General features: G+C 27.6%; 16 protein-coding genes. 5 read left to right on the top strand and 11 right to left on the bottom strand.

Features of this window, described 5'->3' with window-relative positions; genetic code table 11:
- Positions 1–1,113: an efflux RND transporter periplasmic adaptor subunit gene (locus tag ACJJVK_RS03515; RefSeq protein ID WP_405563207.1), complete on the bottom strand. Its 1,113-nt coding sequence runs from the start codon at positions 1,111–1,113 to the stop codon at positions 1–3.
- Positions 1,114–1,123: 10 nt separating this feature from the next.
- Positions 1,124–1,588 carry a MarR family winged helix-turn-helix transcriptional regulator gene (locus ACJJVK_RS03520; protein WP_215994006.1) on the bottom strand — a complete coding sequence of 155 codons (465 nt, stop codon included), beginning with the start codon at positions 1,586–1,588 and terminating at the stop codon, positions 1,124–1,126.
- A 245-nt stretch (positions 1,589–1,833) separates the two neighbouring features.
- Here ACJJVK_RS03520 and ACJJVK_RS03525 point away from each other — a divergent pair, with 245 nt between their 5' ends.
- From ACJJVK_RS03525 to ACJJVK_RS03535, 3 genes are read left to right on the top strand one after another with little or no spacing between them, the layout of a single operon-like run.
- Positions 1,834–3,006 (top strand): peptidogalycan biosysnthesis protein, encoded by a 1,173-nt coding sequence (locus tag ACJJVK_RS03525; protein ID WP_405563210.1) that lies wholly within the window; start codon positions 1,834–1,836, stop codon positions 3,004–3,006.
- Positions 3,006–3,869: an acyl-CoA thioesterase II gene (locus ACJJVK_RS03530; RefSeq protein WP_215994007.1), complete on the top strand. Its 864-nt coding sequence runs from the start codon at positions 3,006–3,008 to the stop codon at positions 3,867–3,869. The genes ACJJVK_RS03525 and ACJJVK_RS03530 overlap by 1 nt, the downstream gene beginning before the upstream one ends.
- Before the next feature lie 60 nt (positions 3,870–3,929).
- A complete protein-coding gene (locus ACJJVK_RS03535; protein ID WP_405563214.1) occupies positions 3,930–4,277 on the top strand; it encodes an SdpI family protein in 348 nt (115 codons plus the stop codon).
- Positions 4,278–4,281: 4 nt separating this feature from the next.
- Here ACJJVK_RS03535 and ACJJVK_RS03540 read toward each other — a convergent pair whose 3' ends face one another.
- Genes ACJJVK_RS03540 through ACJJVK_RS03555 form a run of 4 tightly spaced genes read right to left on the bottom strand, consistent with a single transcriptional unit; the run spans position 4,282 to position 11,021 of the window.
- Positions 4,282–5,439, bottom strand: a complete 1,158-nt coding sequence (locus tag ACJJVK_RS03540) for a hypothetical protein (RefSeq protein ID WP_405563216.1) — start codon at positions 5,437–5,439, stop codon at positions 4,282–4,284.
- 40 nt (positions 5,440–5,479) lie between these two features.
- Positions 5,480–7,972, bottom strand: a complete 2,493-nt coding sequence (locus tag ACJJVK_RS03545; protein ID WP_405563218.1) for a TonB-dependent receptor domain-containing protein — start codon at positions 7,970–7,972, stop codon at positions 5,480–5,482.
- Positions 7,972–8,694 (bottom strand): DNA repair protein RecO, encoded by a 723-nt coding sequence (gene recO, locus ACJJVK_RS03550; protein ID WP_215994010.1) that lies wholly within the window; start codon positions 8,692–8,694, stop codon positions 7,972–7,974. The genes ACJJVK_RS03545 and recO overlap by 1 nt, the downstream gene beginning before the upstream one ends.
- On the bottom strand, positions 8,694–11,021 hold the full coding sequence (locus ACJJVK_RS03555; protein ID WP_405563221.1) for a hypothetical protein: 2,328 nt from the start codon (positions 11,019–11,021) through the stop codon (positions 8,694–8,696). The genes recO and ACJJVK_RS03555 overlap by 1 nt, the downstream gene beginning before the upstream one ends.
- Positions 11,022–11,107: 86 nt before the next feature.
- On the opposite strand from ACJJVK_RS03555, the gene ACJJVK_RS03560 reads away from it, so the two are divergent.
- Positions 11,108–11,584 (top strand): CYTH domain-containing protein, encoded by a 477-nt coding sequence (locus ACJJVK_RS03560; protein WP_405563223.1) that lies wholly within the window; start codon positions 11,108–11,110, stop codon positions 11,582–11,584.
- Here the strand turns inward: ACJJVK_RS03560 and ACJJVK_RS03565 are convergent.
- Positions 11,579–12,217 carry a hemolysin III family protein gene (locus ACJJVK_RS03565; protein WP_405563226.1) on the bottom strand — a complete coding sequence of 213 codons (639 nt, stop codon included), beginning with the start codon at positions 12,215–12,217 and terminating at the stop codon, positions 11,579–11,581. The two genes, ACJJVK_RS03560 and ACJJVK_RS03565, sit on opposite strands and share 6 nt — an antisense overlap.
- Entirely contained in the window at positions 12,189–12,980 is a 792-nt protein-coding gene (locus ACJJVK_RS03570; RefSeq protein WP_405563228.1) for a lysophospholipid acyltransferase family protein, read from the bottom strand. Before ACJJVK_RS03570 ends, ACJJVK_RS03565 begins: the two co-directional genes overlap by 29 nt.
- 121 nt (positions 12,981–13,101) lie before the next feature.
- Here ACJJVK_RS03570 and trpS point away from each other — a divergent pair, with 121 nt between their 5' ends.
- Positions 13,102–14,070: a tryptophan--tRNA ligase gene (gene trpS, locus ACJJVK_RS03575; protein WP_405563230.1), complete on the top strand. Its 969-nt coding sequence runs from the start codon at positions 13,102–13,104 to the stop codon at positions 14,068–14,070.
- Positions 14,071–14,134: 64 nt separating this feature from the next.
- Here the strand turns inward: trpS and ACJJVK_RS03580 are convergent, their stop codons facing one another.
- The 3 genes from ACJJVK_RS03580 to ACJJVK_RS03590 form a co-directional block, all read right to left on the bottom strand.
- A complete protein-coding gene (locus ACJJVK_RS03580) occupies positions 14,135–14,632 on the bottom strand; it encodes a DUF1761 domain-containing protein (protein ID WP_405563233.1) in 498 nt (165 codons plus the stop codon).
- Positions 14,633–14,701: 69 nt separating this feature from the next.
- Positions 14,702–16,192 (bottom strand): T9SS type A sorting domain-containing protein, encoded by a 1,491-nt coding sequence (locus ACJJVK_RS03585; RefSeq protein ID WP_405563235.1) that lies wholly within the window; start codon positions 16,190–16,192, stop codon positions 14,702–14,704.
- Positions 16,193–16,528: 336 nt separating this feature from the next.
- A complete protein-coding gene (locus tag ACJJVK_RS03590) occupies positions 16,529–17,506 on the bottom strand; it encodes a DUF4837 family protein (RefSeq protein ID WP_405563237.1) in 978 nt (325 codons plus the stop codon).
- Positions 17,507–17,613: the final 107 nt, after the last annotated feature.

The raw sequence follows: 17,613 nt of genomic DNA on the forward strand, positions 1-17,613 counted from the left end.
TTACTTTTTATTAATTTTTACAATCATACCATTAAAAGCACCAGGTAAAGTTTGCGACAATAATTTGTCGTTATTTTTAAGGCCTTTTATTACTACAGTTTCTGCCCCAAAATAAACAGGGTCTATTTTAGAAAGTGTTAAGACACTATCATTTTTTACAGTATATACAGCTGAATTATCTACCAATAATTTTCTAGGGATCTCAATAGCTTCTGTTTCTGATTTAGCAACCAAATTGGCTTCTAAATACATACCTTCTTTTAAATCTGAATGTTTTACATCAATAAAAGCTTTAATAGTTTGCGAAACTTGATCTACTTTACCATTTACACGAACTACTTTACCAGAATATTTTTTTGTTTTTTCTAAATTAGTAAGTGCAACAGAATTGCCAACTTTTAATAAATCTGCAAATTCCGAATTTATAGACACTTCCATTTCATAAACTCTTGGATCTATAAATTCTCCTAATTTTTGCCCAACCCTAACTAAAGAACCAGGACTTACTAATGCTTCTGTTAAAATACCAGAAAAAGGCGCTCTTATTTGATATTTAGTTAAACGAACTTCTAAGTTTTTTACATTATAATATGCAGTTATTATACCTCTACCAGAAATAAAATACCTCTCTTTATCCGAAGAAAATTCAGGGATTTTAGGTGTTGATTTATTCATATCAAAACCCTGTAAATATTTCTCCCATTTTGGGAATTCTGATGGGTAATCTAATCTTAAATCTGGTAAAACTGAAGTAATTAAATTATATAAATTACTTTTTTGAGATTGAATACTTGCGTAAAACTCATCGTTATTTAGGCTTAATAAAGTTTCCCCTTTATAATAATTAGAACCAGCTTTAAATAACTTTTTAGATGGTTTTAAAACTCCAGAAACCTCTGAATATATTTCGATTTTATTTTTAGCAGTTAAATTTCCGCTTGCAGATAAAATAATAGGAATTGATTTGTTTTCTACATTTTCTACAAAAACAGTTTTTATTTGTTTCTTAAATGTTGGTTTAGGTTTTTGGTTTTTATCGATTAAAAATTTACCTAATAAAATCGCACCAATTATGGCTGCAATTCCTAGTATAGCAAGTATTGTTTTTCTCATGTATAGTTAGTTAAATATGCTCTATGCTAGAGCTAAAATTAGTCTGTATTTTTTTAAAAATTTTAATAATTTGTTGTTTTTCTTCTTTAGAAATATTTTGCTCCATTGTTGTTATTAAATTCTGAATAACAGGTTTGGTTTTATTATATATATCTTTCCCGTACTTTGTTAAGTACACATTTTTAATACGCTTATCTTCTTTACTTTGTTTTCTAAAAATGTAATTTTTCTTTTCCATTTTTGTTAATAAACGTGTTAAAGAAGACTTGTTTCTTAATGTTAAAAAAGCCAATTCATTTTGATTTAAACCATCTTGAAATGTTAATTTTTTTAAAACAATCATTTGTTCTTTGGTTAAATCTAAACCTATAGCATTAAAAGATTCTTGAAAAAAATAATCTACCATTTTGCCTGTTCTACCAAGCCAAGGCCCAATAGAGTTCTCAAAATCAATATCTATTTTTTTTGTTTTCACCCTGCAAAAGTAAATAAACCAGCTCCTTAGTTGCATGTGCAACTATTTAATATTTTGTTAAAAAAAAATTAACATTTAAAAACATTTCTAATGTTTTAGAAAGTATAAAAAGAAATAAACGACAATTATAAAGTAACTTTTATAGAATCACATTTTTTTAGCATCTTTATACTTTTAAAAAATATAAAGGATGTTAACAGTTTTTAGAGGGTTTAGAAAGTTAAAACCATTAATTTTTTCTTAATTTGATTTGCTTCTCTAACACAAACACAGCTTTGTTTTTTTCTAAAATTGATGAAATTCCTTCTGAAATTTGGGAAGATTTAGATTGTACAAAAAACTTTTATTTTCATCCTAATTATTTAAACTCATTAGAAAAAAATCATCCAAAAATCAATTTCACCTACATTGTTTTAATTGATAATGATAAAAAACCAACTGCAATTGCACATCTTAAAATTGTTGATTTTCATTTAAATTCGATTAAAAATGATTTAGAATTTTTAAGAAATATTGGTAAAAAATTACATATAATTCCGGATAACAAACCTTTGAAATTGCTAATCTGTGGAAACATTTTTGTGAGTGGAGAACATGGTATTTTTATCAAAAAAAATGAAGATAAAAATGCAATTCTTAAAGAACTAGCAGAAAGCATAAACCACTTTTTAAACTTAAACAAAGACCTTAAGAAAAAAATTGATGCTTTTTTAATTAAAGACTTTGTAAATGAATCTCTACTTATAACTGATGAACTAAAAGATTTTAATTATCATCCTTTTTCTGTAGAGCCTAACATGAAACTTGAACTACAAGAAAACTGGCAAACTTTTGATGATTATTTGGCTGCAATGAAAACAAAGTTTAGAGTAAAAGCAAAAAGAGCTTTAACTTTAAGCGAAAACCTTAAAATTGAAGATGTTACTTTAAATAACATTGATGAAAAACTACCCAAAATGACTGCTTTATATGAAAAAGTTACCTCTAAAGCAGATTTTAATCTGGCCAGTTTTAATTTAGAAACCTATAAAGATTTTAAAGCAAAATTAGGTGATAATTATATATTAAAAACCTATTGGGTTAATGATAAAATTGTTGGTTTTATGTCTGCTGCTATCAACCAAAAATCTTTAGACGCCCATTTTGTAGGTATTGATTATCAACTAAATAGAGAACATGCAATTTATCAAAGAATATTGTATGATTATATAGAAATTGCGATCAGTAAAAAATTAAAAACTATAAATTTTGGAAGAACAGCTAGCGAAATTAAGAGTTCTATTGGTGCAGTTCCACAAGATTTAACAATGTATCTTCGTCATAAAAAAAGTATTACAAATAAAATTTTAAAGTTATTTTTGCAGCGTGTACAGCCTACACCATTTCGTCAAAATTTTCCATTTAAATTGAAAAATTAATGAATAACAGCAAAGAATTAATATCACTTTTATCTTTAAAAGAATTAGAAAAAAATAAATTTTTAGGAGAAAGTGTAACCATAGGAAGCGCAATTGTATTTGGTGGACAAGTATTGGCACAAGCTGTGCATTCTGCTTACAAAACTATACCAGAAAATCGCTTTTTACACTCTTTACATTCTTATTTTTTAGAACCTGGAGATTTAACGATTCCTATTACTTATGATGTTACTGAGGTAAGGAATGGAGGTAGTTTTTCTACAAGAAGAGTAACCGCAAGTCAGAATGATAAAACCATATTTATTTTAGCGGCTTCTTTTCATAAAAAAGAAGAAGGTTTTGAACACCAAGCAATAATGAAAACAGATATAAAACAACCAGAAGAATTATTGAGTTGGGATGATATGGCTGTTCAATTTGGAGATTTTTTACCAAAAAGTCTTAAATCTTTTTTAAGCATAGAAAGACCAATTGCATTTAAACCTGTGGTAATTCCTAATCCTTTAGAGCCTAAAAATAGAGCTCCAAAAGAAGAAGTTTGGTTTAAATTAAAAGGTGATATTCCAACAATGGACATCCAAATGAAACATCAAATCTTAACATATATTTCTGATTATAATGTTTTAAACGCGGCTTTTAATCCGAATGCAAAAGATTATAGTTTTGGTAATACAATGACTGCAAGTTTAGATCATTCTATGTGGTTTTTTAGAGATTTCGATTTTAATGATTGGATGCTTTTTTCTGCAGAATCACCCAATGCTTATGGTGCAAGAGGTTTGTGTAAGGCAAATATTTTTACAAGAGATGGTAAATTAATTGCATCTGTTAGTCAAGAAGGTTTACTTAGACCTAAAAAGTAATTATTACTTTAGTATTGAGTTACTTATTTTAAGTAAAAGCTAATTAAAAAAATAGATAAAATGAGTCCTTTTATATATGTGTTAACCACAAATGGTTTGTTGTTTTTATTGAGTATTATTTTTTGGAAATTTCCGCCAAAAAAAATCAATAATTTATATGGTTATCGAACTTTTAAAGCAATGCAAAATCAAGAAATTTGGGATTTTGCAAATGCTAATTTTAACAAAACACTACTTTTTTATTCTGGTATATCTTTTATTGGAGGTTTAGTTCTTGCTCAGTTTTCTGCCAAAGAAATTTCTTGGGAACCTATGGTTTTGGTAATGTTATCTATTATAGTTTCTATTATAAAAACTGAACGTGCTTTAAGTGATAACTTTACTGATGAAGGGAAAAGGAAAAAGTAATCTCTTAAAAATAATTTAAATCTAGTTTCTTTGTACTTGTTATAAAATACAAGATTGAAAATGGTAAAATCATAGTAAGATAAGAGATATCAAAAGAACTATTATATAAAGTATTCTTATAACCTTCATCTACGATTTCTATAATAAAACTTAAGAAAAGTAATAGGGTTAAAAATAGTAAAGATTGAAAAATTACTTGATGTATTTTTTTTATTCTGAAACCAAAAATAAAAGGTAATATTATAAAAGTTATTTGAACCCATTTTGGTGTAAACCTTGTTTGATGATTAAAAGGATTATGTTCTTTTATAACCTCTATTTCTGGCAATGTAATTAGAAAAGGAAAAGAAATTAAAGTCAGATTAATTAGAAAACCTACAGAAAACTTAAACTTTTCTTTATTCGTAGATTTAATAAATGAACTGAATAAAAAAAGTGTAAGAGGTATAACTACAATACCTCTTGTTAAAACTAAAAATGCTATAAAAAATGATAATAGAAAAGGGTATTTAAAATAGTTTAATTTAAACTTATTATCCCATAAAATTATAAAAAAGACCAATATAAAGATATTACTTAACAAATCACTTTTTGCAAAAATCTCCCACAAATAAGCTGGTGAAGCTATTAATAAAAAAACGATAATTGCTTTTTTATACATCTCTAATTTAGACTTAAAGAGCAACAAGCTTATAATTAAAAAAATAAAAGGTTGCAGCAAACTTACATTTCCAATTAAATAAAAAGGTAAGCCAATAAAAAATAATCCTGGTAAATTAGATGATGTTTGCCCTAAATGATCTTTTAAACTATAAGGATAATTGCCATTTAGAACACCATTAATAGTGGTATGCATAGCAGACCATCTATCAGAATTTAAAGTGTTGCCGTCAATAAAAATATTTATTAAAACAAAAACTACAAAAATTAAAATGCAAACTGCTAAAAAGTAATAATCAACTTTTTTAACCTTGCTAATAAAGTCTCTAAAAAAATAAATTAAATAAATACCAATTATTACTAAGATATTATAAATTACAAAAAGAGATAGGGTTGAAAAATAATCTTGCCTAACTGCATACTTTATAATGAAAAAGCTGTTAATAATCAGATACACAACTAATGCAATTATCTTTTTGTAACTATCTAAAAGCTTTTCCATTTATGTTATATAATAAGTAAACAAAATAAAGGTTTATTCTTTAAAAATTAGCCATAAAAGAAATTGATAAATTTCTACCAGGAGAAGAAACTCCAGAAGCAAATTCTATATAATGTTCATCAAAAAGATTATCTAATCTTGCTTGTACAGAAATGTTATTATTTACATCATAACTTCCATTTAAGCCAAAAGTCATCCAACTTGGTGTTCCATAATAAATATCTTCATCATTTATAGCATTTGCATCTACAATAGGCGTTAAATCATGATTATCTATACCTTCTGTAAAGTTAAAATCTTCAATATCTTTTTTACTATTAAATCTAAATTCTGCTCCTAAAGCTATTTTATCTTTTTTATAATTTAGTTCAAACTGACCAAATAAAGGCGGAATTGAAGACATTGGTTCTTCAGTGTCGTAAGTTCTTCCTTTGGTATAGGTTATAAATCCTGATGTTTTTATTTGGTTAGAAATTTTACCCAAATAATTAACTGTGTAACCTAAAATATATGCGTTTCCTTTATTCTGATTGTTTACAGCATTACCAAATTCACCATCGAATTCTACTTGTTTTATACTACCATCATCATTTAAAACATAATCTCTTTGTATATAATTATCTAGTAAAGTATAATAAATATTTGCCCCAAACCTAAACTTTCTATCATTAAAATACTTTTGCACACTAAATTCTGAACTATAAGCAAATTCAGGTCTTACATCAAAATTAGGCACAGTAACATTACCAGATTTTTCACGAACTCTACCCATATCATCTATATTAGGAGAACGAAAACCAGAGGACAAAACTCCATTTAACTGCCAATTTCTATTGGGTTTATAAGCATATCCTAAAGTTGCAGTTATTGCTGAATTATTTGCACTTACTGTTGTAGTTGGCAAATCTAAAAAGGTTTCATCTATCCATCTTGCTTTTAAATGAGTGTTTGTAAAACGAATACCTGAGTTTAAAGTAGATTTACTATTTACATCTTGTCTGTAACCTACATAAAGTGCAGAGCTTAAATAACTGCTTCCTCCATCAGGATAACGTGATTGCACTTTAAAATCATCAGAAAAACCATTAATTTCTCCATCTACTATATTTAAAGTTTTTCCATAAGAATTAGATTCTAAATCATTGTGTGCAACCTCAAAACCATAAGAAAAAATTCTTGTTTTATCAACATCAATAGGTACTGAAAAATCTCCATTAACACTAAAAACATTAACTGTTTCTTCTCTATAAGATCGCTCTAAACTTCCAAATTTCCTTTGAATTCTACTCTCTTTAATATTTTGATAAGCAGTAGTAATTGAACCACTTTCTAACCAATTTTTGTTCGGATTTATTAAAAGTTGAGATGAAATTAACAACCTGTCTTGAGGTCCATAATACCATTCTGCAAACTTTAAAGAAGATACATCTGTGGCATCTGTTAACTCATTTAATCTATCAAATCTTTGTATGTCTGAAGAAGTAGAATACTGTAAATTAACTTTTAAATCGGTGTTTTTAGATAATGGCACAAAGAATTTTTGTAAAACATCTGTTTGATTATAACCTGTGTTTTTTAATCTATTTGGATCTGTATTTAATGTAGGATTTTCTGAATAATTTCCGTTTACATTTTCTGAATAATAAAAGACTTTTCCCCAATCTTCAAAACCATGATTTCTATTTGTACCCGCTTTTAAATTACCAAAATCAGAATAAGAAACACTTGTAAAAGAGGCCCAATTACTAAAACTAACCTCTGCAGAAACATTGGTAGTTATTTCTTGATTTACAGAAGAATATCTAGAAAATAATTGACTATTTACTTTAGTTTCTTCGGATAATTTAGGTGTTTTTGTATAATAATGAATAACACCACCCAAAGCATCAGATCCATACATTACAGAAGATGGTCCAAAAACAACTTCAGTTTTGTCTAGTAAGTTTGGTGATAAAGTAATTGAGTTTTGCAAATGCCCTTTTCTATAAATTGCATTATTCATTCTAACACCATCTACCACTAACAAAACACGATTAGACTCCATACCTCGAATTACAGGGCTACCTCCACCAAATTGCGTTTTTTGAACTTTTATACCAGGTATTGTAGCTAATAAATCTGCAGATGTTTGTGGTGATATTTTTTGAATATCTTTGGTAGATAGCACTGCAATTTGTTCTGCAATTCTTTTTGCTTTTTCTTCTTTCTTAAAGGATGAAATTATAACTTCATCTAACTCTTCTGATTCTTTTGTAAGATTTACAATAAAATTATGTAATCTAAGCTTCGATTTTTTTATTTTAAAAACAGCATAGGATAAATGAGAAAAAAAGATTACTTCATTTTCTTCTATTGATGAAATATCAGTAAAACCATTATTATCAGTAGTTAAACTTACTGTATTTTCTGAATTAAAAACATTTACGTTTTTAACAACTTTGCCTGTTTCTTTATCAAAAATTTTAACTTTTTGACCAAAAGAAATGCTACTTATACATAAAAAAATAACAAAAATATATAGCTGCTTCATCATTAACTAAAAACGGTTTCTAAAACTTGTAAAGATTTGGGTTCTCTAAAACTGCCCAAATGTAATTTAAAATACTTAATAATCATTTGCAATACCAATTGTCTTTCAACTTTACTATAAGACACGTTTTCTATACCATCAAAATTTATGCCTAGCAGCTTTTTAAATTGATAAAAATCGTTTTTATGAATCACATTTTTATCTTGGATGTTATCAGAAAAATTTCCTTCTAAAAGATTAAAGCCAATCTTTTCTTTTTGAGACATGTCTGGGTAAAACCCTAAAAAACCAGTTAAATTTAATAAAAACAATAAATGAAAATTTGGAATCTTGTTATGAACATCAAACCAAATAAAAGCAGTTTCTAAATAACTATACAGTGTTTTATTCTGCTCTTCTTCTTGTATAGAACTCGTTAAAATTTCTGACAAAAAAAACACCACAGATTGTTTTATAATATCTGTATGGATGGTTTTGTATGGATGAATAACTTGCACATCTTTAATAGAATTTAGGGTGCTTTTATTATTATGATTTGCAACAATTCTTAACTGTGTAAGTGGCTGAAAATAGGCTGCTTTTATACCTTTCTTTTTAGGTTTAAGAACACCTCTAATTAAATAAGTTTTTACACCTTCTTCTTCTGTGTAACATTTTACAATTAAACTGGTATCACCATATTTTAATGTGCTTAAAACAATTGCTTTTGTTGTTACAACTGCCATTAATTTACAATTGCAATTTTTGCTGTTGCAGTTTCTGTTGCATCATCATTAGATAATAAAACAATATAAATACCAGAAGCTACTTTATTACCAGCTAAATTTTTCTTGTTCCAAACTACTTTACCTCCTTGTAATTCTTGCCCTTCTACAACATTGGTTTCATATACTAAATTACCTGCAACATCTAAAATTTTCACGTTAGTGCCTTGAGGCAAATGAGTACCATTTCTACCATCAATAGTTACAGTTTCGTGATTTTTTAAAGCGGGATTTGGATATGCATAAACCTCTGCTAATTCTTCTCCAAAAGGTGCAACATTACTATTATAAGCTACAATTCCTTTATCTGTTGCAAAGTAAACTTTACCAGTACTATCATCTACTCTAATTTTTAAAATTCTGTTAGATGGTAATGGAGAATTATCTGAACTAAAATTTGCCAAAGTAGTTTGCCCAGAAGGGTTTGTGTATAAAACACCTCCATTATCTGTACCAAACCATTTATTATCTGCACCATCTACAAAAATGGTATTTATTCTTTGGTCTCCTAACAAACGTTCTCCTACTCCATTTTCTTCTATAACAACTGGTTCTGCATTTAAAACATCTGCATCAAAAACTGTAGATGCATTTCTAAAAACAACCATACCAGCTCTAGTACCTAACCAAACTCTACTACTTTTATCAACTGCAACAGTTAACACATCTGTATCTGGTAAATTTCCTAAATTTGGTGTTGCAATTAAAGCTCTTTTTCTATCTCCAGTTTCATTATAAGCATATACTCCATTTCTTCTAGTACCTACCCAAATTGTATTATTGCTACTAATAGCCATTTCACTTAATCCAAAAGCAAAAACAGTTTGTATAGAACTGATATCGTAGCTACTCCATTGTCCATTTGGGGTTAATTTCTTAAGCTCTTCATCTTGATTGATGTTTGCTACCCACAAATTACCTTGGCTATCAAAAGCAGTTGCACTAACTCTAACTGTTACATAGTTTGGATTAGCTGATTCTATATCTGCTAAAGGACTATTTAAATGATTATAAAATGTATTTATTTCATCGTTTTCTACAACTAGCAAACCTCCTGTAGAAACTGAATTAACATTATTTGTACCTCCAAAAGAACTTATGTAAACTTTATTTTCTTCATTAGGATCTATAGAAACATAATTTAAATCTGTTACAGGAAAATTAGGATCATATTGTGTATTTAACCAAACTTCTCCATTATAATGACTAAACCCTTTTTTAGTTTGTGTTGGAGAATAAGTACCATCATAACCCCCATAAACCACCCATAAATCACTATTTTTAACATCAATAGAAAAAACTTCATTAGATAAAGGGCCTTCTGGATGAATTTCTTCGAAAGTATTCGCTAGAGAAGAAGAAGTTTTTAAAATTCCGAATTCTTCTGTTGCTAAATAAATGGTTTCATCTATAAATAAAGCATTTGATAGCGTAAAATCAAAATCTGTAATTGTTGTAAAATTTTCACTTTCGTTATTTGCTGTATCTAAAATAATTGCATTTTTATTTAGCGAAATTGCTAAATGTGAACTCGATGATTTTAAGCCATATATCGTCTGAAAAAAATCTCTAACTTGTGTTAAAATTCCATTATTCAATTGATATAATTTATTGCCTTCAGAAACATAAACTTGATTATTAAATACTGAAATGTTACTAAAATCTCTACCTTCAAAACTTTGATTCCAATTATTAAAATCTATTAATAAATTGCTATTTACATCTGCAGTAAAAACACCATCTTCAGTAGCTGCATAAATAGTATTATTATCAATTAAAGTTTGGTTAATGTTTAATGAAGTAGAACTATTACCTATAAAAAAAGTATCACCAAATTCTAAATTTTCAATATCATATTCAACAACAGCAAAAGGTGTAGACAAATATAAAGTTGTACCAAATTCAGAAATATGATTAATGCTCTTATTACCAGATTGACTAAAATTAACAATATCCGAAGAAATAGTTATGCTATTATCTTCATCTATAACCTCTACTAAACCATTTTCATAGCCAATTATTAATCGATCAAAAGCATTACTGTAATAAATTGCAGAAGTAGTTTCACCAGATAAACCTTGTATAGATGAAAACTTCTCAATTTCAGAAGTAGTTTCGTTAAAAGTAAAAACAGCATTATCTGCTAAAGCATAGATAATATTATCAACTTTTATAAAGTCTTTTACGTTATTATAGGAATAAAAATCTTCCCAAGAATCGCTATAATCTATTTGAGAAAAAACTGTAGAATAAATGGATAAAAGAATAAGAAAAATTACTTTTTTCATAAAACTGCTTATATTATCAAAGATATTTAATTATTGTAAACTAACGATAAAAACGGGTATATTAGTGCAAAAATCAAGTAATTTTTATGAGTTTAGAAATAGAAAGAAAATTTTTGGTGATAAATGACGAATTTAAATCTGAAGCTTATCAAAAAAAAACGATAAAACAAGGGTACTTAAATTCTGATAAAAACAGAACTGTTAGAATTAGAATTGCTGATGACAAAGCATTTTTAACCATAAAAGGAAAAACAAATTCTTCTGGTACAACTCGTTTTGAATGGGAAAAAGAAATTGATAAAAAAGAAGCTGAAGAATTACTTTTGTTATGCGAACCTTCAATTATTGATAAAACTCGTTTTTTAGTAAAAAGCGAACATCATACTTATGAAGTTGATGAATTTTATGGTGATAATGATGGTTTAATTGTTGCAGAAATTGAACTAAAATCTGAAAATGAGCCCTTTAAAAAACCTAATTGGTTAGGTAAAGAAGTTACAGGTAAAGTAAAGTATTACAATTCCAGTATCAGTAAAAATCCTTTTAAAAACTGGGTTTTATAAATTGTAAATTCCTAAAAAATGACTAAAACTACCTAACAGTACAAAAAGATGAAAAATGGCATGATTGTAAGGTATTTTCTTAATGGAATACAAAATTGCACCCACTGAATAAAACACACCTCCAGCCACTAAATATTGAAAATTCTCGACAGAAATACTACTCATTAATGGTTTTATAAAAAACATAACTTGCCAACCCATAAGTAGGTACATTGCTGTAGAAATTTTATCGAATTTGCCTGTAAAAAACAACTTTAAAATGATACCTGTTAATGCAAAAAGCCAAACAAACAGAAACATATACCAACCTAATTTAGAATCTAAACCTACCAAACAAAATGGCGAATAACTACCAGCTATTAAAACATAAATAGCTGCATGATCAAAAATATTTAAGCGTCTTCTTTTCTTCGGATGTTTTGCTGCATGGTAAAAAGTAGAGGCAGCATACAAAATAATCATACTTAATCCATAAATGATAAAACTAGCTGGTTTCCAAAAGCCATCAAAATTAAATGATTTTATCACCAAAAAAGGAAAAGCAATTACACTTAAAAACAAGCCAAAACCATGAGAAATTATATTTAATTTCTCTTCTTTACTGCTATATAGGTGATTTAAATTCTCGCTCATTATTAGGTCTGTTTGTGTCTTTCATAAATTTTTTGTCGTTTACTAAATCATCATACATTAAATCAAAAGTTTGTTGTTTTAAACGTTCTACATCTTCCATTTTTAAATCTTTGGTTTCAATAAATCTATGTTGATGAATTCTAAAAACTCCTGGAGATCCTTTAAAAAAATCCCAAGAAAAAAGTCTCTTACAATCGTAATAAATTTGTGGTACAATTGGCATTCCGAATTCGATTGCTAAACTAAAAGCTCCCTTTTTAAAAGGGGCTAAAACTTTATTTTCAGTTGGCACTAATCCTTCAGGAAAAATAGCCATACTTGTACCATTCTGTAATTTCTTTTTAGCCAATTCAAATACTTGTTTTCTACTTTTAGGATCGCTTCTATCTACCATAATAACTACCTTTTTATAGAAAAAACCAAAGATTGGTATTTTTACAAACTCTTTTTTACCTACAAAAACTATAGGATTTTTACTTAAAGCAACCAAAACAAAAGGATCCATTAACGAAGTGTGATTTGGACAAAACATATAACTTTTGTTTCTTTCTATTACTTGATCGTTTTGTATTTTTAAACGAAAACCCATTCCGTAAATTAATACTTTAGACCAAATTCTAACCATTTTCCAAAAAGTAGGATAGTAAGATTCTTTTGCTGTTAATACAAACAAAAAAGGGAGCATCAACAAAATTGTTATTACCATTAAAATGTAAAACCAAGCTCGCCAAATTAATAGAAAAGGTATTTTTAAATACTTCATAAACATCAAAAATACTAATATTCTTTTGTTTATTGATTTTATAAATCAAAACCTTATTTTTGCGCTCTTAAAGTGTTTTTTATAACACACTTTTTTAATTTTATCTTAAAATTATAAGTAAATGTCAAGAATTTTAACTGGAGTTCAAAGTACAGGAACACCGCATTTAGGAAATTTATTAGGTGCTATTTTACCTGCTATAAAAATGGCTAATAGCCCAGAAAATGAATCTTTTATTTTTATTGCAGATATGCATTCTTTAACGCAAATTAAAGATGGAGATTTATTAAGAGAAAACACTTATAGTGTTGCTGCTACTTGGCTTGCTTGTGGTTTAGATATTAACAAAACTATATTTTACAGACAAAGTGATATACCACAAGTAACAGAATTAACGTGGTATTTAAGCTGTTTTTTTCCTTATCAAAGATTAACTTTAGCTCACGGTTTTAAAGACAAAGCAGACAGACTTGCAGATGTAAATGCAGGTTTATTTACTTACCCAATGTTAATGGCTGCAGATATTTTATTGTATGATGCAGAAATTGTACCTGTAGGTAAAGATCAATTGCAACATTTAGAAATGACTAGAGATGTTGCCAATCGTTTTAATAACATTGTTGGTAAAACATTAGTTGCACCAGAAGCTAAGATTCAAGAAAACACAAAATTAGTACCTGGTATTGATGGCGAAAAAATGAGTAAATCTAGAAATAACATTATTAATATTTTTTTAGCGGATAAAAAGCTAAGAAAACAAGTAATGTCTATCAAAACTGATAGCAAAGGTTTAGAAGAACCTAAAAACCCTGATACTGATAATATTTTTGCACTTTATAAATTATTAGCTTCTGATGATCAAATTGCTGAAATGAGAGCAAATTACGAAGGTGGAAATTATGGTTATGGACACGCAAAACAAGCTTTGTACGAATTAATTCTAGAAAAATTTGCTACAATTAGAGAACGTTACAATCATTTTATGGAAAACAAAAATGAAATTGATGAAGCGTTAACTATAGGTGCAGAAAAAGCAACTTTGGTAGCTAACGATGTTTTAAAAAGAGTAAGAGAAAAAATAGGATATTAAACTATATATCACCAACAAAAAATGCCGCTAAAAAGCGGCATTTTTTATGTGTAATTATTTTTCTCTATAACCATTGACAGATAATTCCTCCCATAATTGCAAGGGTAACAATCCAATATCCTGCATTTATAGCTACATATTTTAGTGTTTTCTTTTCAAACATTGCTATTATAGATAAAACTGGCAATACAAAAAACAGCCCAGACATTACTCCATGTATTGCTCCATGTCTAAAGTTTCTAAAACGATCTCCATAATTCGCAATAAAATCTTTAAAATAGGTAAATGCTTCACCTGTTTCATCATTAAAACCAGGCTCATTTACCAAAGTTTGGAAAATACCCATTTGATGTATAACTATAAATTGTAAAAAGAAAGCAACAATAAGACTAAAAATGTAACTCAATATAAAAATCTTAGCCATATTTTGCCCTTCTAAAGATTCTTTTGTGAAGCCCATTTCGTTCATCCAGGCATTACCAAATAATGGGCCATACCAAACAAAACCAATAATCATTGGTACAATTGCTGCAATAAATAAGATGTAAAAATTCATTTCCATGATAAAAAAGTTTTGGTTTAACATCAAATATAACAAAATAGCATTATGATTATAAGCTTGTTATAAATTTTATTTAAAGAATATTTTTGATGTGCCGTAATTTACCTCTTTACCAACTACCTTTAAGAATAATACTCCTGGGTCTACTTTAACACTAAATTGAATTTTATTTTCTCCTTCATTTAGCCTTTCTTTAACTGAATAAATTTCTTTACCAGTAATATCAAATAAATAAACATTTACTTCTGTGTCTTTAATACTATTCAATAAAAGGTTTACATTTCCTTTTGATGGATTTGGATAAGCCACAAAATTTAAATCTTCTTTTATATAATTATCACTTATACCAAGAACATCATCAACAGTAATAGAGACAGATTCTTGAAATACACATGTGTTTCCTGCTCCTTTTATTTCTACAATATAATCACCAGAATTTGATATACTTACATCATTAAAAACTAATGTATTAGAAGTAGATACAACTAAATTTAAATTATCTTTTCTATACCATTTATATTCTATTAAATCTGATGTTTCTAAACCATAAGCATCTGAATAATTAGGGACCCCTAAATTAAAAGTAGCAGTTTTAATAGCGGAAGCAGTAACAGTTACACTTACATTATCACCAGAATTTGCACTAATATCAGTAAGAGGTAAAATGTTTAACTGTTCAGAAATTATTGCTGTATTATTATTACTTTGCCCTATAGTTTCATTTCCATTGATAGTACCTAAAGGTAATGGAATTCCATAATTATTAGAGATTACACCTAAGTTTTCTAAACTACCTCCATTTATACTACCACCAATTAAAGTAGCAGTTGTTGGTATATTATTCTGGGCTTCTATTGCATCTGAACATCCATCATTATCTGAATCTGTATCTCTACTATTAATTAACCCATCATTATCTGTATCTAATTCTATAGCTTCCCAAATTTTACCAGAAGTACTCAAATAGTCAGAAATTATAACTTTATCTAAATACATAATACTTGCAACACCATAACCTTCGTCTTCATCTGCCAGTGCAACAGGAGCTATAATACCTCCATTATCAAAATCATAATTTAAATTAGTATCTAAATCTGGGTCATTACCAATAGTATGTTTTGCAGTTGTTTGAATAAATTTTATGCCATTTTCAGTATTTTCAAACCTTATCCTTACTGCTTTAACATATTCTAAACCCAAAAATGGAACCCAAAACTCATCTCCATGACTTAAATCTGGAGGAAGAATAAAATAGACTGATGTATCTACTAAAACCCAAGAACCATTAATCGTTATTACTATACCCTCATTTTTTAGAGAATGGAGGTTTCTAAAGCCTTCATCATTATCTAAAATACCATCATTATCATCATCTAAATCTAAAATATCTGGAACACCATCTAAATCTGTATCTAAATCTGAAACTTTATAAACAGTGGTTTTAGGTAATTTTAAAGAATCTGATTTACTAAAATTTCTATAATCTAGTATTTTAGCTTTTGATATTTTAGTTGTCGAAAAGCAGAAAAAAGGAGATATTGATAATAAAAAAATTATCAATTTAAGATTTAAGTTTATTAAAAATTTTTTGTGTTTATAACTAATTTTTAATTTCAAAAAATTAGTAAATACAGTTTTAGCTGTAGAACTAAATGCAATTTTCATAATGGGGGGATTATGGTGATAAAAAACAATATTAACCTTTTTATTTTAAAAGGCAAAATTACAGCAGTTAACAAACCACACTAAACAACATAATATTAGTAAGTTACAATTACATTTAGTAACACATTATTAAAACTAAACAATAACACTATTACTAAATGTAATTAATAAAACAAAAAAACTTTAAAACTATAGCTATTTATGTTTTTTACAAAAAAAACAAAAAACCACTTATATTTTCATAGATTTTGCAATTGCTTCTAACTCAAACAAGAAAGCTCTTTTACTTACAGAAGGTGCATAAGTAAACCCTTCAAAAACAATTAACCTATTATTTTTTTCATCGATAATAGTGTAATTTAAAAATGGACCTGCCATAAAATCGTCTTTTACTTCCCATTTACCACGAGTTTCATAGGCTTTTTTACCATCAATTTCAGCATCGAAAGTAAAAGGCGTATATGCTTTTTCTGTTATCATATACATCCCTTCTTTAGAACCAGGAATGTATTTTTTACCAATTCTATTTCTAATGGCTACAATACTATCAGAAACAGTTTCTTTATCTTCTAAAGGTACTGAATAAACCAAAATATTATTGCTACCCGATTTTGCTATTCCACTTGTTAAATGATTACGTAGCCATAAAAATTCTCCTGTATCATCTACTTTATTAAATTTATCTGGTATAGTTAAAGAAATTCCAAGATTTTTCAATGTTAAAAACTGAGAATCATCTAGTCTATCTTTATAAAAAATGTTTTTTGTAAAATTGATATCAGCATCTAAAAATATTCTTCTTATTTCCATTTTACGGTCTTGAAGAATTTTTATAATACTAGCATCATCTTTTGCTTGAATATAGACAATTGTTTGTGGTTTTGCATACACATTCTTTTTAACCGTAAAGTTTTCTGTATCACCCTGGTTAATTATTAAAATGTTTCTGCTGGCTTTCATCATAGAACTAAAACCATTTGGCGCAACTTGAGATACAGATAAAATTGGTTCTGGTTGTGGCAACCCAACTTGTAATTCACCAAAAGAGTTTCTAATTTCTGAGCCAACATCTCCTGTCCAATCGCTAATTTTTGCAACGACCATTACTTTATTAATTTTACCTATAGATTCTCTTAAAATCATTTTATCATTCCCAACACAAGAGGATAACAAAATCGTTAAGGTTAATATTGAAAGTATTTTTTTCATCAGATTCGTTTTTATGTATTTAAAGTTAGTTTTTCTTCTATTACCAAAAATTGTTCCATTTTTAACTAAATCAAAACAGATTACAATTTTACTATAAAAATAAAGAA

This window comes from Polaribacter sp. Asnod6-C07 (genome assembly GCF_045063625.1).
GTDB classification, from domain to species: domain Bacteria; phylum Bacteroidota; class Bacteroidia; order Flavobacteriales; family Flavobacteriaceae; genus Polaribacter; species Polaribacter vadi_A.

Coding starts and splice junctions, on each gene's coding strand:
- ACJJVK_RS03545 (WP_405563218.1), bottom strand. CDS start 7,972: ATGATGAAGCAGCTATATATTTTTGTTATTTTTTTATGTATAAGTAGC.
- ACJJVK_RS03560 (WP_405563223.1), top strand. CDS start 11,108: ATGAGTTTAGAAATAGAAAGAAAATTTTTGGTGATAAATGACGAATTT.
- ACJJVK_RS03555 (WP_405563221.1), bottom strand. CDS start 11,021: ATGAAAAAAGTAATTTTTCTTATTCTTTTATCCATTTATTCTACAGTT.
- ACJJVK_RS03590 (WP_405563237.1), bottom strand. CDS start 17,506: ATGAAAAAAATACTTTCAATATTAACCTTAACGATTTTGTTATCCTCT.
- ACJJVK_RS03540 (WP_405563216.1), bottom strand. CDS start 5,439: ATGGAAAAGCTTTTAGATAGTTACAAAAAGATAATTGCATTAGTTGTG.
- ACJJVK_RS03565 (WP_405563226.1), bottom strand. CDS start 12,217: ATGAGCGAGAATTTAAATCACCTATATAGCAGTAAAGAAGAGAAATTA.
- ACJJVK_RS03580 (WP_405563233.1), bottom strand. CDS start 14,632: ATGGAAATGAATTTTTACATCTTATTTATTGCAGCAATTGTACCAATG.
- ACJJVK_RS03530 (WP_215994007.1), top strand. CDS start 3,006: ATGAATAACAGCAAAGAATTAATATCACTTTTATCTTTAAAAGAATTA.
- ACJJVK_RS03570 (WP_405563228.1), bottom strand. CDS start 12,980: ATGAAGTATTTAAAAATACCTTTTCTATTAATTTGGCGAGCTTGGTTT.
- ACJJVK_RS03515 (WP_405563207.1), bottom strand. CDS start 1,113: ATGAGAAAAACAATACTTGCTATACTAGGAATTGCAGCCATAATTGGT.
- ACJJVK_RS03535 (WP_405563214.1), top strand. CDS start 3,930: ATGAGTCCTTTTATATATGTGTTAACCACAAATGGTTTGTTGTTTTTA.
- trpS (WP_405563230.1), top strand. CDS start 13,102: ATGTCAAGAATTTTAACTGGAGTTCAAAGTACAGGAACACCGCATTTA.
- recO (WP_215994010.1), bottom strand. CDS start 8,694: ATGGCAGTTGTAACAACAAAAGCAATTGTTTTAAGCACATTAAAATAT.